The sequence below is a fragment of the Micromonospora sp. NPDC005299 genome, from assembly GCF_042872345.1.
Classification (GTDB): Bacteria; Actinomycetota; Actinomycetes; order Mycobacteriales; family Micromonosporaceae; genus Micromonospora.
Map to the genome: position 1 here is coordinate 162,791 of NZ_JBIAKG010000012.1, position 15,469 is coordinate 178,259.

At 74.9% G+C, this 15,469-nt stretch carries 14 protein-coding genes; 4 read left to right on the forward strand and 10 right to left on the reverse strand.

Annotated features, from left to right (window positions below):
- Positions 1-53: 53 nt before the first annotated feature.
- From cydC to deoC, 9 genes are all read right to left on the reverse strand, one after another.
- Entirely contained in the window at positions 54-1,796 is a 1,743-nt protein-coding gene (cydC, locus tag ACFYPD_RS28340; RefSeq protein ID WP_387119823.1) for a thiol reductant ABC exporter subunit CydC, read from the reverse strand.
- The gene (cydD, locus tag ACFYPD_RS28345; RefSeq protein WP_387119826.1) at positions 1,793-3,469 is read right to left on the reverse strand and encodes a thiol reductant ABC exporter subunit CydD; all 1,677 of its coding nucleotides are present in this window, start codon (positions 3,467-3,469) and stop codon (positions 1,793-1,795) included. The genes cydC and cydD overlap by 4 nt, the downstream gene beginning before the upstream one ends.
- Positions 3,466-4,497: a cytochrome d ubiquinol oxidase subunit II gene (locus ACFYPD_RS28350; RefSeq protein WP_387119829.1), complete on the reverse strand. Its 1,032-nt coding sequence runs from the start codon at positions 4,495-4,497 to the stop codon at positions 3,466-3,468. Before ACFYPD_RS28350 ends, cydD begins: the two co-directional genes overlap by 4 nt.
- A 12-nt stretch (positions 4,498-4,509) precedes the next feature.
- Complete coding sequence (locus tag ACFYPD_RS28355; RefSeq protein WP_387119833.1) at positions 4,510-5,757, reverse strand: cytochrome ubiquinol oxidase subunit I; 1,248 nt, start codon at positions 5,755-5,757, stop codon at positions 4,510-4,512.
- A 99-nt stretch (positions 5,758-5,856) separates the two neighbouring features.
- Complete coding sequence (locus tag ACFYPD_RS28360) at positions 5,857-6,762, reverse strand: M56 family metallopeptidase (protein WP_387119836.1); 906 nt, start codon at positions 6,760-6,762, stop codon at positions 5,857-5,859.
- 10 nt (positions 6,763-6,772) lie between these two features.
- The gene (locus ACFYPD_RS28365; RefSeq protein WP_387119839.1) at positions 6,773-7,201 is read right to left on the reverse strand and encodes a BlaI/MecI/CopY family transcriptional regulator; all 429 of its coding nucleotides are present in this window, start codon (positions 7,199-7,201) and stop codon (positions 6,773-6,775) included.
- Between the two features lie 32 nt (positions 7,202-7,233).
- The gene (locus tag ACFYPD_RS28370) at positions 7,234-8,058 is read right to left on the reverse strand and encodes an aldehyde dehydrogenase family protein (RefSeq protein WP_387119842.1); all 825 of its coding nucleotides are present in this window, start codon (positions 8,056-8,058) and stop codon (positions 7,234-7,236) included.
- On the reverse strand, positions 8,051-9,481 hold the full coding sequence (locus tag ACFYPD_RS28375) for an aldehyde dehydrogenase family protein (protein WP_387119845.1): 1,431 nt from the start codon (positions 9,479-9,481) through the stop codon (positions 8,051-8,053). Before ACFYPD_RS28375 ends, ACFYPD_RS28370 begins: the two co-directional genes overlap by 8 nt.
- Positions 9,482-9,486: 5 nt before the next feature.
- Positions 9,487-10,446, reverse strand: coding sequence for a deoxyribose-phosphate aldolase (deoC, locus tag ACFYPD_RS28380; RefSeq protein ID WP_387119848.1), 960 nt, complete (start codon positions 10,444-10,446; stop codon positions 9,487-9,489).
- 136 nt (positions 10,447-10,582) lie between these two features.
- Here deoC and upp point away from each other — a divergent pair, with 136 nt between their 5' ends.
- The 4 genes from upp to ACFYPD_RS28400 all read left to right on the forward strand — a co-directional run bounded on the left by upp (position 10,583) and on the right by ACFYPD_RS28400 (position 13,763).
- Positions 10,583-11,215 (forward strand): uracil phosphoribosyltransferase, encoded by a 633-nt coding sequence (gene upp / locus ACFYPD_RS28385; protein WP_387119851.1) that lies wholly within the window; start codon positions 10,583-10,585, stop codon positions 11,213-11,215.
- A gap of 152 nt (positions 11,216-11,367) precedes the next feature.
- Positions 11,368-11,907, forward strand: coding sequence for an RNA polymerase sigma factor (locus ACFYPD_RS28390; protein WP_387119854.1), 540 nt, complete (start codon positions 11,368-11,370; stop codon positions 11,905-11,907).
- Positions 11,908-11,917: 10 nt separating this feature from the next.
- On the forward strand, positions 11,918-12,967 hold the full coding sequence (locus ACFYPD_RS28395; protein WP_387119857.1) for a CU044_5270 family protein: 1,050 nt from the start codon (positions 11,918-11,920) through the stop codon (positions 12,965-12,967).
- 118 nt (positions 12,968-13,085) lie between these two features.
- On the forward strand, positions 13,086-13,763 hold the full coding sequence (locus ACFYPD_RS28400; protein ID WP_387119860.1) for a GPP34 family phosphoprotein: 678 nt from the start codon (positions 13,086-13,088) through the stop codon (positions 13,761-13,763).
- 24 nt (positions 13,764-13,787) lie between these two features.
- On the opposite strand, the gene ACFYPD_RS28405 is transcribed toward ACFYPD_RS28400, so the two are convergent.
- Positions 13,788-15,452, reverse strand: a complete 1,665-nt coding sequence (locus ACFYPD_RS28405) for a phospho-sugar mutase (RefSeq protein WP_387119863.1) — start codon at positions 15,450-15,452, stop codon at positions 13,788-13,790.
- Positions 15,453-15,469: the final 17 nt, after the last annotated feature.

Here is a 15,469-nt window from a genome sequence, read left to right on the forward strand (position 1 = left end):
CACCCTGCCACCGCACGGGACCGGTCGCGTCGGGGAAAACCCCGGAAAGCCGCTCAGGGGACCAGGGCCAGGTAGCCGCGCTCGGCCGCCTCCTGCAGCAGCCACTGCTCCCGGTACCAGCCCGGCCGGGCCACCAGCTCCTCGTGCCGGCCGCGCTGCACCACCCGGCCCGCGTCGAGCACCACGATCTCGTCCAGCCCGGCGAGGCCGCTGAGCCGGTGGCTGATCAGCAGCACCGAGTGCCCGGCCGGGGTGGCGGCCAGGGCCGAGGCGAGCACCGCGTCCGCGGCCGCCGGGTCGAGCCCCTCGGTCGGCTCGTCCAGCACCAGCACCGGCGGGGCGGCGAGCAGCGCCCGGGCCAGCGCGAGCCGCTGCCGCTGCCCACCGGAGAGCTGCCCGCCCTGCTCGCCGACCACGGTCTCCCAGCCCTCCGGCTGCGCGCGGACCCAGTCCAGCAGGCCGGCGGCCCGGGTGGCGGCGGTCAACTCCGCCTCGTCGGCGCGCGGTCGCCCGAGGAGCAGGTTCTCCCGGACCGTGGCGTGGAAGACGTACGCCTCGGCGAGCAGGCCGCCGACCACCCGGGGCAGCTCCTCGGCCGGCAGGTCGGACACGTCCACGCCGTCCACGGTGACCCGGCCGGCGGCGGGGCGTACCGCGCCGGTGAGCACGGCGGCCAGGGTGCTCTTGCCGGCGCCGCTCGGGCCGACCACGGCCACCCGGCGGCCGGCCGGCAGGTCCAGGTCGACTTCGGCCAGGGCGGGCGCCGCCCCCTCCCGGTAGCGGACGGTCACGCCCGCGAACCGGACGTCGTGCCCGCCCGGCGCCGGTCCGGCGGGGGCGGTGGGCGCCGGCTCCCCGCCCTCGGTGAGCAGGTCGGCCACCCGGGCCAGGCCGGCGCGGAGCTGGGTGCGCTGCCGGGCCGCCCCGACCAGCGCGAGGGACACCTCGACGGCGGCCAGCGTGCCCACCGCCAGGACGCCGACCAGCACCCCGCCGACGCCCGCGCGCAGCGCCACGACCACCACGGCGGCGGCGGTGAGCCCGCCGACCAGCACCCCGGCCGCGTCCACCGCGAAGCCGGTCGCGGCGAGCTGGCGCTCCAGCCGGGCCAGGCGACCGCCCCGGGCCTCGGCGGCGGCCAGCGCCGTGCCGGTCGCCCCGAAGGCGGCCAGGTCGGCGGCGCCGTGGGTCAGGTCGACCGCGTCCACCGCGAGCGCGCCGCGCAGCGGGGCCACCTCGTCGGCGGCCCGCCGGGTCAGCCCGGCGGCCAGCGCGGGCAGCGCCACGCCGGCCACCAGCAGCCCGACGGCGAGCACGCCCGCGGCCGGCGGCGAGATCAGCGCGGCGCTCCCGACGGCGAGCACGCTCACCAGCGCGGCCGCCGCCCCCGGCACCAGCACCCGCAGCAGCAGGTCCTGCACCGCCTCCACGTCGGAGACCAGCCGGCTCAGCGCGTCACCGGTGCGCTCGGCGGCGGCGTCGCGCCGGGCGACCAGGGTGGCGAAGACCCGGGCCCGGACATCGGTGATCATGCGGAGCACCGCGTCGTGCCCGGCCAGCCGCTCGGTGTAGCGGAACACGCCCCGGCTGACCGCGAGCGCGCGCACCGCGACGATCGCCACGGTCAGCCGGTCCAGCGGCGGCCGGCCGGCGGCGCTCATCAGCAGCCAGGTGGCGGTGGCCATCAGGGCCAGCCCGGCGAACTCGGTGGCCGCGGCGAGCAGCCCGGCGCCCAGCAGGCGGCCCAGGTAAGGGCGGGCCAGCCGCAGCACCGCCCGCTCGGGTCCGTCGGTCATGGCGTCACCTTCCCGGCCGGTACGCGGCTCAGCTCGGTGACCCGGCCGTCCTCGACGCGCAGGATCCGGTCGGCGTCCTCCAGCAGCGCGGGCCGGTGTGCGACCAGCAGGGCCGTACGCCCGGCGACCAGCCGCCGGGTGGCCGTCAGCACGACCGCCTCGCTGGCGCTGTCCAGCCGGGCGGTCGGTTCGTCGAGGAGGACCAGCGGGGCGTCCCGGAGGAACGCCCGGGCCAGCGCGACGCGCTGCCGCTGCCCGCTGGACAGGCCGTGTCCGCGCTCGCCGAGCGTGGTGCCGAGCCCGTCGGGCAGGGCGGCGACCACGTCGTCCAGCGCGGCGTCGGTGACCGCGTCGGCCAGCGCGGCGTCCGGGGTGTCCGGGGCGCCCAGGCGGATGTTGTCGGCGAGCGAGCCGGCGAAGAGGTGGGCCCGCTGCGGCACCCAGGCCAGCTCGCGCCGCCAGGCGTCGAGGTCGACCCCGGCGAGGTCCACCCCGTCGACGGTGACCCGGCCGGCGGTCGGGGTGACGAAGCCGAGCAGCAGGTTGAGCAGCGTGGTCTTGCCCGCCCCGCTGGGCCCGATGACGGCGATCCGCTCGCCGGGGCAGATGGTGAGCGTGACGTCCCGCAGCGCCGTGGTCCGCTCGTACGCGACGGTCACGCCCTCGAAGCGGATCTCGCCCCGGCCGTCCGGCGCCGGACGCGCGGCCCCCGGCGCGGTCGCCTCGGGCGTCGCGGAGAGGGTGAGCGCCTCGTCCAGGGCGGTCAGCCCCTCCATGCTGGCGTGGAACCGGCTGCCCGCCGCCCGCAGCGGCAGGTACGCCTCCGGGGTGAGCAGCAGCACCAGCAGCGCGGTGGAGAGGGTGATCCCGCCGCCGAGCAGCCGGATGCCGACCGGCACGGCGACCAGCGCCACCGAGAGGGTGGCGACCAGTTCGAGGACCAGCGCGGACAGGAAGGCGATCCGCAGGGTCTTCATGGTGGCCTGGCGGTGCCCGTCGGCCATCCGGCGCACGACGTCGACCTGGGTCCGGGCCCGGCCGAACGCGCGCAGCGTGGGCAGCCCGGCCACCATGTCGAGGAAGTGCCCGCCGAGCAGCGACAGCCGCCGCCACTGCCGCTCGGTGGCGGCCTGCGCCTGCCAGCCGAGCAGCGCCCCGAAGACCGGGATGAGCGGGATGGTCAGTGCGATGATCAGCGCCGAACTCCAGTCGGCGAGCACGATCCGGGCCAGCACGGCCAGCGGCACGGTCACGCTCAGCACGAGCTGCGGCAGATAGCCGGTGAAGTACGGGTCGAGCGCGTCCAGGCCACGCCCGGCCAGGGTGGCGAGCTGCCCGGCCCGCCGGCCGGCGACCCAGGTGGGGCCGTGCCGGCCGACGGCCCGCAGCAGGTCGGCCCGGAGCGCCGCCTTGACCGTCGCCGCCGCCCGGGCCGCCACGGTGCCCTGCGCCCAGCTCACCAGCGCCCGGGCCGCGACCGCCACCACGAAACCGGCCAGCGCCGGCCGGTGCAGCCGCCCGTCGATCGCCGTGGCGAGCAGGGTGGCCAGCGCGGTGGCCTGTGCGACCACGAGCAGCGCGGTCAGCCCGCCCAGCACCGCGAGCACGGCGAGGTCGCGCCGGGCCGCGGGGACCCGGCGCAGCAGCCGCGGGTCGAACGGTCGGCGGTTCACCAGTACACCGGTGCCCTGCCGTCGGTCCGTCCCCGGAACACCCACCAGCTCATCGCCTGAAAGCCTAGTAGGGCCGGCACGAGCGGCAGCGCCAGCCAGCCCAGCAGCGCCAGCGTCGGCCCGCTCGCCGCCGCGTCGGCCACGGTCAGCACAGCCGCGTCGGTCATCTGCGGCGCGGCGGTCGGGTCGACGGTGGAGACCAGCACCCGGGGCCAGAGCGCCGCGCCGACCAGCGGCACCGGCAGGGCCAGCGCCGCGCTGGTCGCCGCGAAGGCCACCCCGGCCCGGCCCCCGCGCAGCGCCGCGCGGGCCACCAGCAGCGCCGCCACCAGCGCCAACGGCAGGAGTACGGCGACCGCCGGGCGGGCCACCGCGGCGCGTACGCGATCGGAGAGCAGGCCCAGGACGGTGGCGGTGGCGACCGCGGTGAGCGCGGCCGGCACCAGGCCGCGGGCGAGCCGGGCGACCGACGGCACGTCGGCGGGCGGCAGCCGCAGCGTGAGAAAGGTCGCACCGTGCACGGCGACCAGCGCGAGCAGCGCAAGCGCGGCCGCGGCCACGAACGGGGTGAACAGGTGGCCGACCCCGGCCGCGTGCCCGTCGCCGGCCGGCGGCACGCCCTGGAGCAGCCCGCCGAGCAGCGCGCCCCAGCCGAGCGCGGCCAGCACGCAGCCGGCCACCACCACCCGGTCCCAGAAGGCGCGGGCCGCCCCGGCGCGCGGCCGGCTTCGGAGCTGTACGCCGGCCGTCACCAGCACCACCCCGGCGAGCGCGCCGAGCACGGCCGGATAGAGACCGGAGAGCAGTTCGCCCTCCAGGGTGGGGAAGGCGCCGAACAGGATGCCGACCGCGGCCACGAGCCAGACCTCGTTGCCGAGGAAGAACGGCCCCACCGCGTTCAGCGCGGCCCGCCGCGCCGCCGGGGTGGCGCCCCAGGCCAGCAGCAGCCCGACGCCGTAGTCGTAGCCGCCAAGCACCAGGTAGGTGGCGAAGAAGAGGCCGAGCAGGGCGTACCAGACGAGTTCCACGGCGGGGCTCCCTCAGGCGAACACGGGGTGGGGGTGGTGGTCGGTGTCCGGCGCGGGTGGGCGGCCGAGCGCGGGGTCGTGCGCGCCCCGGGCGGCGTGCCGGGCCAGCAGCACCCAGTTGGTGACGGCGAGGGTGCCGAGCAGCAGGGTGAAGCCGATCAGCGAGGTGAGCATGAGCCCGCCGCTCACCGGCGAGACGGCCTGCCCGGTGGGCAGCAGCCCGTAGGCGACCCAGGGCTGGCGTCCCACCTCGCGGGCGATCCAGCCGAGGAGCACCGCGACGAACGGCAGCGGCACGGCGAGCAGCACCAGCCAGAGCGGGAACTTCAGCCGGATGATCCAGTCCCGCCAGAGCAGGGGCAGCAGCAGCCAGGCGCAGCCCAGGGTGAAGCCGATCAGGATCATGAAGCCCAGGCCGACGTTGGACAGCACCGGCGGCGTGTAGTCGCCGGGGCCGAACCGCGCCGTCCACTCGGCGACCAGCGCGTCGCGGTCGGCCCCGCCGCCGAACTTGGTCGGCTGGAGTTCCCCGACCGGGCCGAACTGCGCGAAACCGAAGCCTTGGAGCGTGGTCACCGCGAGCGCCGCGGTGATCAGCCCGAGCCGCAGCGACTTCCGGAAGAGCAGGAAGTCCGGGGTACGCCGCAGCAGGTGCCCGGCGCTGACCGCGGCCATCAGCATTCCGCCGGTGACCAGGCCGGCCGAGACCACGTGGCCGAAGGCGAAGCCGAGGGTGGGATTGGTGAGCAGCGCGCCGAAGTCGGTGAGGTGGGCGACGCCGTCGCGCACCTCGTAGCCGACCGGGTGCTGGAGCCAGGCGTTGGCCACCATGATCCAGAACGCCGAGGCGTACGCGGTGAGCGCGACGCCCCAGAGCAGCGCCAGGTGGACGCCGCGCCGCAGCCGGTGCCAGCCGAAGATCCACATGCCGAGGAACGTGGACTCCAGGAAGAAGGCGACCAGCGTCTCGATGGCCAGCGGCGCCCCGAACACGTTGCCCACGTAGCGGGAGAGGCCGCTCCAGTTCAGCCCGAACTGGAACTCCATGACGATCCCGGTGGCGATCCCGAGCACGTAGTTGATCACGTAGAGCTGGCCCCAGAAGCGGGTCAGCCGCTCGTAGACCGGCTTGCCGGTGACGAAGCCGGCCGTCTGCAGGCCGACCAGCAGGGTGACCAGGCCGAGGGTGACCACCACGAAGAGGAAGTGGATCGAGGTGGTCGTGGCGAACTGCAGGCGGGCGAGGAGCAGGGGATCCATGGCCGTCCTCCCACGTGTTGACTCGCTTGTCATAGGGAGCCTACACGTAGCCTGGCTACCTATGCGGTCCGGTGGCGACCCGGGTGGGCTTCTCGTCGGTCAGCTCAGGAAGAGGGAGGTCGGCAGGGCGACCAGGAGGGTCGCGACGGACAGCGCGGTGGCGCCGAGCACCCGCGGCGGCCGGTCGGCGACCATGAGCCGCTGCACCCGTACGTCGAGGTCGCGGTCGCCCAGGCCCAGCGTGCCGGCCGGGGTGACCCGGTGCCCCGCGGCGGCGAACCGGCGCAGCGCCCCCGCCAGAGGTGCCCCGGCGTGCAGCTCACGGGCCTTGTCGTCGGCGCGCATCTCGACCAGCAGCGCCACCCGCTCGTGCGCGTCCCGCACCCAGCGGAACCAGGGCAGCGCCCGGCAGAGCGCGGTGAACGGCAGCAGCACGAGATCGTGCCGCTCCTGGGCGTGCGCCCGCTCGTGGGTGAGCACCGCCGCCAGCTCGGCCCGGTCGAGCAGGCTGAGCGTGCCGGCGCTGACCACCACCCGCGGCTTCACCCCGGGCAGGCAGTAGGCGGCCGCGCTCGGGTGGTCCAGCACCAGCGCGCCGGGCACCGTGGGGTCCCGCCGGGCGACCAGGCTGAGCAGCTCCCGGTGCCGGCGCTGGGCGCGTACGGTGCCGTGGATGCTGCGCACGGTCGTGGTGAGCAGCACCGCGCCGATGCCGAAACCGACCCCGACCAGGCCCAGGTGCAGCGCGCCCAGCCCGGCCGGCAGCGTGCCGTGGATCAGATCGTCGACGAGGGTCAGCAGCGCGCTCCCGGTCGGCAGCTCGTACGCGCTCAGGCCGAGCGCCATGGGCAGCCCCATGGCGGAGAGGCCGAGCGCCAGCCCGACCGCCTGCCAGCAGACGATCGCCACCCGCGGGGCCTGCCAGGTCCACCGCGCGGCGGCCAGGACCTGCGCGGTCAGCCAGCAGGCCAGGATGGTCGCGGCGAAGTGCAGGGCGTACGCCACGGCGGCCGCCCTACCGGTCCGTCGCCTCGTCGAGCGCCGGGCCGCCGGCCCGCGGGTCCTCGACCCGGTCGGTCAGCCCGGCCTCGGCGCTGAGCGCGGCGCGCAGCACGTCCGCCTCGGTGCCGGTCACCGAACGGGCGAAGCGCACCAGCGCGGCGTCCCGGCTGCCGCCGAGGTCGAGGGCGTCGAGCATGAGCTGGGCGATGTGCGCCTCGCGGGTGGCGGCGGGCCGGTAACGCCAGGCCCGCCCCTCCCGCTCGCGCTGCACCATGCCCTTGCCGGCGAGCCGGTCGAGCACGGTCATCACCGTCGTGTAGGCCAACTCCCGCCCGTCGAGGGCGTCGGCGACCTCGCGTACGGTCACGCCGTCCGACGTGCCGGGGACCGAGTCCCACAGCACGTCCATCACCGCACGTTCCAGATCACCGAGCCGAGTCACCCCGTAATCCTACCTCGCGTAGTAGAAGAGGCTCACACGCCCTTGGGGTGCCAGACCGTCTTGGTCTCCAGGAGCGTGGTCATCCGGGTGATGCCCGGGTCGGCGTACCAGTCGTTGTCCGCCGGGGCCGGCCGGAGCACCCGCTTGAGGTTCTCCGCGGCCTTGACCTCCAGCTCAACGGCCAGGTCGGCGTCGGCGACCCCGGTCAGGTCGATGGCGTTGACGTCCATGTGCGCGGCCAGCGTCGGCACGGTCTCCGACAGCCGCCCGGTGAGGATGTTCACCACCCCGCCCGGCAGGTCGGAGGTGGCCAGCACCTCGGCCAGGGTTACCGCCGCCAGCGGCGCCGACGGCGAGGCCGCGACCACCACGGTGTTGCCGGTGACGATCGCCGGGGCGATCACGCTGACCAGGCCGAGCAGCGCCGGGGACTCCGGGGCCACCACGGCCACCACGCCGGTCGGCTCGGGCGCGGAGAGGTTGAAGTACGGCCCGGCCACCGGGTTCGCCCCGCCGTAGACCTGGGGGAGCTTGTCGGACCAGCCGGCGTACCAGACCCAGCGGTCGATGGCCGCGTCGACCTCGTCGGCGGACGCGCCGAGGGCGACGAACTGGTCGCGCCGGCCCTCCAGCATCTCGGCGACCCGGTAGAGGATCTGACCGCGGTTGTACGCCGTCGCCCCAGCCCAGCCCTTCACGGCGGCCCGGGCGGCGAGGACCGCGTCCCGCGCGTCCTTGCGGGAGGCCAGCGACACGTTGGAGTCCTGCACGAGATACGACCGTCCCGACTCGCTGCGCGGGAACTTCCCACCGATGAAGAGCTTGTACGTCTTGCGTACCGCGACCCGCTCAGACATTGAGGTACGCCTCCAGCCCGTGCCGGCCGCCCTCGCGACCGTAGCCCGACTCCTTGTAGCCGCCGAACGGCGAGGTCGGGTCGAACTTGTTGAACGTGTTGGCCCAGACCACGCCGGCGCGCAGCCGGTCGGCCATCCACAGGATCCGGGAGCCCTTGTCGGTCCAGATCCCGGCCGACAGCCCGTACGGCGTGTTGTTGGCCTTCTCCACGGCCTCGGCCGGGGTGCGGAAGGTCAGCACGGACAGCACCGGGCCGAAGATCTCCTCGCGGGCGATCCGGTGGGCCTGGGTGACCCCGGTGAAGATGGTCGGCGCGAACCAGAAGCCGCGGTCCGGCAGCTCGCACGGCGGCGACCAGCGCTCGGCGCCCTCGGCGGCGCCGGCCTCCGACAGCTCCCGGATCCGGGCCAGCTGGGCGGAGGAGTTGATCGCGCCGATGTCGGTGTTCTTGTCCAGCGGGTCGCCGACCCGGAGCTGGGCCATCCGCCGCTTCAGCGACTCCAGCACCCGGTCGGCGACCGACTCCTGGACCAGCAGCCGGGAGCCGGCGCAGCAGACGTGCCCCTGGTTGAAGAAGATGCCGTTGACGATGCCCTCGACGGCCTGGTCGACCGGGGCGTCGTCGAAAACGATGTTGGCGGCCTTGCCGCCCAGCTCCAGGGTCAGCTTCTTGCGGGTGCCGGCGACCGCCCGGGCGATGGCCTTGCCGACCTCGGTGGAGCCGGTGAAGGCGACCTTGTCCACGCCCGGGTGCTCGACCAGCGCCCGGCCGGTCTCGCCGGCGCCGGTGACGATGTTGACCACGCCGGCCGGCAGGTCGGCCTGCTGGCAGATCTCGGCGAAGAGCAGCGCGGTCAGCGGGGTGGTCTCGGCCGGCTTGAGCACCACGGTGTTGCCGGCCGCGAGCGCCGGGGCGATCTTCCAGGCCAGCATGAGCAGCGGGAAGTTCCACGGGATGACCTGCGCGGCCACACCGAGGGGGCGGGGATTCGCGCCGAAGCCTGCGTGCTCCAGCTTGTCGGCCCAGCCCGCGTAGTAGAAGAAGTGCGCGGCGACCAGGGGCAGGTCGACGTCCCGGGACTCCTTGATCGGCTTGCCGTTGTCCAGCGACTCCAGCACGGCCAGCTCGCGGGAGCGCTCCTGGATGATCCGGGCGATCCGGTACAGGTACTTGGCCCGGTCCCGGCCCGGCATCGGACCCCAGACCTTCTCGTACGCCTCGCGGGCGGCGCGGACCGCACGGTCCACGTCCTGGCTGCCGGCCTCGGCGATCTCGGCCAGCACCTCCTCGGAGGCCGGGTTGATCGACTTGAAGCTGGCGCCGTCGGTCGGGTCGACGAACGTGCCGTCGACGAAGAGCCCGTACGAGGGCTTGATGTCCACCACCGAGCGCGACTCGGGGGCGGGGGCATATTCGAACATCGGGCTCAGTCCAGGGTGAAGTAGTCGGGGCCGGCGTAGACGCCGGTCGTCAGCTTGGTGCGCTGCATGAGCAGGTCGTTGAGAAGGCTGGACGCGCCGAACCGGAACCAGTCCGGGTCCAGCCAGTCGGCGCCGACGGTCTCGTTGACCATGACCAGGTACTTGATCGCGTCCTTGGTGGTCTTGATGCCGCCGGCCGGCTTCACGCCGACCTGCCGCCCGGTGGCGGCGCGGAAGTCGCGGACCGCCTCCAGCATCACCAGGGTCACCGGCAGGGTGGCCGCGACCGGAACCTTGCCGGTGGAGGTCTTGATGAAGTCGCCGCCGGCCAGCATGGCCAGCCAGGACGCCCGGCGCACGTTGTCGTACGTGGCCAGCTCGCCGGTCTCCAGGATCACCTTGAGGTGGGCGTCGCCGCAGGCCTCCTTGGTGGCCACGATCTCGTCGTAGACCTCGGAGTACCGGCCGGCCAGGAAGGCCCCCCGGTTGATCACCATGTCGATCTCGTCCGCGCCGGCCGCGACGGCCGCCCGGGTGTCGGCGAGCTTGATCTCCAGCGGCGCCTGGCCCGACGGGAAGGCGGTCGCCACGCTGGCCAGGTGCACGCCGGACCCACGCAGCACCTCGGCCACGTACGGGACCATCGCGGGGTAGACGCAGACCGCGCCGACGTGCGGGCAGGACAGGTCGGCCGGGTCGGGGCGCAACGCCTTGGCGGCGAGCGCCCGCACCTTGCCGGGGGTGTCGGCCCCTTCGAGGGTGGTCAGGTCGACCATCCGGATCGCCAGGTCGATGGCCTGGGCCTTGGCGGTGGTCTTGATGGAGCGGGTGCCGAGCTGTGCCGCCCGCTGCTCCGCGCCGACCTGGTCCACGCCGGGCAGGCCGTGCAGGAAGGTCCGCAGAGCGGTCTCGGATCGTCCCAGCTCGGAGAGGTCCGACCGGGCCGACGTCGCTGTCGCCGTCATGCCCCGAATACTACGCACCCGCGCGCCGAGTGATCTTGGTCACGCTCCACCGGTCGGCGGTGCCGCACGTGAGCGGCGTCGCTGGTCCGCACGCACCTGCGATGCGCCCGCCCCGGGACCGGTAGGTTGAGCGATCGTGGACGTACACGTCATTGACCACCCGCTCGCCCAGGCGCGGCTGACCGCCATGCGGGACGCCCGGACCGACTCCGCGTCGTTCCGGGCCGCGCTGCACGAACTCACCACCATGCTGGTGTACGAGGCCGCGCGCTCATTCCCCGTCGAGAAGTACCCGGTGCAGACCCCGGTCACCGCCACCGAGGGCACCCGGCTGGCGAACCCGCCCCTGCTGGTGCCGGTGCTGCGGGCCGGTCTGGGCATGGCCGACGCCGCGCTCGGCCTGCTGCCCGAGTCGTCGATGGGCTTCGTCGGCCTGGCCCGCGACGAGGAGACGTACGAGCCGCGGGCGTACATGGAGTCGCTGCCCCGGGACCTGAGTGGTCTGCCGGTGCTGTTGCTCGACCCGATGCTGGCCACCGGCGGCTCGCTGGAGCACAGCTGCCGGCTGCTCGCCGACCGCGGCTGCACCGACATCACCGTGCTCTGCGTGCTGGCCGCGCCGGTCGGCATCGAGCGGCTGGAGCGGTCCGGGCTGCCGTTGCGCCTGGTCACCGCGTCGATCGACGAGGGCCTCAACGACCGGATGTTCATCGTCCCGGGCCTCGGCGACGCCGGGGACCGCCAGTTCGGCGGCATGCCCCGCTTCTGACTCCTTTCCGACGGGCCCACCGCCCCGGCCTGGACCGGGGCGGTGCCCGTGCGACGCCCTCGGGCCCTTCCCCGCCCACCGGTAACGATCCGCCCCGCCCCTGACACATACGTGGTGTCTCTGTCAGGAACTCCGGTCGGGAGAGCGATCAGATGAAACCCGTGGGTGAGCGGGGTGAGGTCTGGTTCACCAGCCTCTACGCCCGGCACTACCCGGCCATCGTCAGGTACGGCCTGCGGCGACTTCCGGACGCCGACGCGGCCGCCGAACTCGCCCAGGACGTGTTCGTCGTCGCGTGGCGGCGGCGGAGCGAGGTCCCCGAGAACCCTCTTCCATGGCTCTACGCCGTCGCGCGCCACACCGTGATGAACCGGTGGCGGCACGGGCGCGTCGCTCCCACTCTGGTCCCGCTCGCCGCGGCGGATCACATCCCTGCGGGCTTCGTCGAGCCCGACGCCGTGGCACCGGTGCTCGACCTGCGCCGGGCACTGGCCGAATTGCCCGAGGCCGACCAGGAGATCCTCCGGCTGATCGGTTGGGAAGACCTCAGCGTCGCGGACGCGGCCGTCGCCCTGGGGTGTACCCGGTCCGCCGCCGCAGTCCGGCTGTTCAGAGCCCGGCGTCGACTGCGTTCCGCCCTGGCCGCCCGCCCGCCGCTGCGCGACCCCCGGTCGGCGTCCGCCCATGTCTGAGAGGAGCACCATGCACACGCAGCAGCAGGTCCGGGGCCTCCTGGGCCCGGCCGACCCGGCGCGTGGCGTCGTCGTACCGCCGGCGCCGCTCTCCGCGCACGACGTGATCGTCCGGGCGGAGACTGACGCGTCGCCCGCGCCGGTGCCGCCTCACCTGCGGACCGGCCGGCGTACCTTTCTGGTCGGCGCAGCCGTCGCGACGGGTGCGGTCGCCTCCGCCGGCTTGGTGCCGGCCCTCCGGCACGCCACGGCGCCCACCCGCTCGACGCCGCCCCAGCCGGTGGACGGGACCGTGCTCCAACCGGTGACCTACGAGATCGCCGCCGACGCCGAACCGGCCGGGCCGCACCTTCGGGCGCTCGCCCGACGGGCCACGGACGCCCCCTCGGACTGGGCGACTGGCCGGTACGCCTACCACCGGGTGAAGTCCTGGGGCGGCATGGTCCAGGAGTCGCCCGAGGGTTACCTGGCCAGTTTCGTGGAGGAACGCCGGAGCTGGGTGACGCCCGACGGTCGTCGGTGGTCGGACACGACAGTGCTGGACCTGGAGTTCCCCGATGCGGCGTCCCGCGACTACTGGACGAAACAGCTGTCCGCGCCCGCCGCCGGCCGGTCGACCCCACCAGATGGAGGGCCGGTCGAGGAACCGCAGGATCCGAACGGGGGCCCGTTGCCCACCGACCGGGCGGCGCTCGCCCGCCTGCTCCGGATCGACCAATCGGCCGGCGACGTGGCCAAGGCCGTGTACGACCTGTACGTCCGGCACCTGGTCCCGCGGCGGACCCGTGCCGACATCCTCACCACCCTGGCCGGAAAGCCCGGCTTCGTGTGGCGCGGACGGGTCGTCGATCGGGCCGGTCGCTGGGGTCTGGCCGTCACCGCCGACCTCACCCCACCGGCGGACCGGCCGCAGGATCCGCAGCGGGCGCAGATGTTGCTGGTCTTCGATCCCAGCACCGGCGAGCTGCTCGCCCACGAGTACCTGGAGCTGGCTCCCCGGCGCCGCGTAATGCATTACGGGCTCCTGCTCCAGGCCAGCCGCACCGACACCCTCGGCTGACCGGACGGGGGATGCGGGCCGGCGTGGGCGGGGCACGTGTTTCGGCCACGCCGAGGTCGGCACGCCATCGGCGGGGAGTTCGTGCGCGGGATGCGCGTACCCGCTAGCGTCTGCGGCCATGACTGGTGTTGCGCTCGCCGAAGAGCTGCTGCTCCTCGCCTATGACGACGAAACCGGCAAGGCGACCATGCCGCGGATCAGCCTGGACCTGGGCATGGCCGCCGCGGTGCTGGTCGAGCTGGCCCTGGCCGGCCGGATCGCGTACGCCGACGGGAACCTCGCGGTGCTCGACCCGGCGCCGACCGGCGAGCCGATCGCCGACGAGGTCCTCGCCCGGATCGCCGCCGACACCCCGCACACCCCGTCCTCGTGGGTGCAGCGGCTGCGGCACGGCCTGCGCGACCGCATCCTCGGCGACCTCTGCGGCCGGGGCGTGGTCCGGGACGTCGACGAGACCGAGCTGGGCTTCATCCACGTGCACCGCTACCCGGTCGCCGACGCCTCGGTGGAGGCCGACATCCGGGGGCGGCTGGCCGAGGCGCTGACCGTCGGGCAGCTCCCCGACGAGCGGACCGCCGCGCTCGCCACCCTGGTCGCGGTGCTGCGGATGGAGCCGGCGCTCCGCCTGACCGGCGCCGCCGCCGACGACGCCGGCAAGCGTCTGGAGGAGATTGCCACGGGCGCCGGCTTCTCCGGGACGGTGAGCCTCGACGACAGCGTCGTCCGCCCCAGCGTCAGCCTGGTGATCGCCGCCCTGGCCCAGGCCGTGGACGCCGCCCTGGGCAAGCGCCCGTAAGGAAGGGCCCCTGCTTACGGCTGGCTAGAGGCCGAGGGCTGAGGCGATCTCGGTGCGGAGGGCGGCTACCGCGGTCTGGGCGCGGTGGCGGGCCGCGGGCACGTCGCCGTCCGTCACCGGCTCCACCACCTCCAGGTACGCCTTGAGCTTCGGCTCGGTGCCGGAGGGGCGGATCACCACCCGGGCGGCGTCGGTCCGCAGGATCACCACGTCCGCCTCGGGGAGCAGGTCGGACACCTCGGTGACCGGGTGCCCGAGCAGGGCGGTCGGGGTGGCCGCCCGGACCCGGCTCATCATCTCGGCGATCACCCGCAGGTCCTCCACCCGCGCCGAGAGCTGGTCGGTGTGGTGGACGCCGAACTCGGCGGCCAGCTCGTCCAGCCGGTCGGTCAACGTCCGGCCCTCGGCCTTGAGGCCGGCGGCCAGCTCGGCGACGGTCAGCGCGGCCGTGATGCCGTCCTTGTCCCGGACGTGCTCCGGCGCGACGCAGTAGCCGAGCGCCTCCTCGTAGCCGAAGACCAGCGGCTCCCGACCGCCCCCGGCCCGGACGATCCACTTGAACCCGGTCAGCGTCTCGTCGTAGGGCAGGCTCCGCGCCGCGGCCATCGCCCGGAGCAGGCTGGAGGAGACGATCGTGGTGGCGTAGAGGCCGGTCACCCCGCGCCGCATCAGGTGGTCGGCGAGCAGCGCGCCCACCTCGTCGCCGCGCAGCATCCGCCAGGTCCCGTCCGCCGGCACGGCCACCGCGCACCGGTCCGCGTCCGGGTCGTTCGCGACGGCGATGTCCGCGCCGGTGCTGCCGGCCAGCGCGACCAGCTTGTCCACCGCGCCCGGCTCCTCCGGGTTGGGGAAGTTGACCGTCGGGAAGGCCGGATCGGGCTCGGCCTGCTCGGGCACCACGCCGGGCGTCGCGAAACCGGCGCGCGCGAACGCGGCGGTCAACACCGCGGCGCCCACACCGTGCAGCGGCGTGTACGCCACCTTCAGGTCCCGCGGGCCGGCCGGGTCGACCACCGCGGCGGCCCGCTCCACGTACCCGGCGACCAGGTCGTCGCCGAGCACCTGGCCGGCCGGGCCGAGCGGCACCTCGGCCAGCGGGCCGACCGCCCGGATGGCCGCCTCGATGCCGGCGTCGGCCGGCGGCACGATCTGCGCGCCCGCGCCCAGCTCCCCGCCGAGCTGCGCGCCCAGGTAGACCTTGTAGCCGTTGTCCTGGGGCGGGTTGTGGCTGGCGGTGACCATCACGCCGGCCACCGCCCCGAGGTGCCGCACCGCGAAGGCCAGCACCGGGGTGGGCAGCGGGCGGGGCAGCAGCAGCGCCGGGCGACCCGCGCCGGTGGCCACCTGGGCGGTGCGCTCGGCGAAGGCCCGCGAGCCGCGCCGGGCGTCGTACCCGATCACCAGCGGGCCCTCGCCGCCCTGGGCGGCGAGCCAGCCGACCAGCCCGGCGGCGGCCTGGGTGACCACCGCGAGGTTCATCCCGTTCGGGCCGGCCCGCAGCGGGCCGCGCAGCCCGGCGGTGCCGAAGGTCAGCGGGCCGGCGAACCGGTCCGCCAGCTCGGGCGCGCTGCCCGGCAGCCCGGCGAGGACGGCGCGCAGCTCGTCCTGGTCGGCCGGGTCGGGGTCGTCGTCGAGCCAGCGCTCGGCCCGGTCGCGAAGGTCGTCAAGGTCAGTGGTGTCCGCCGCCATTGCCTCATGAAAGCATG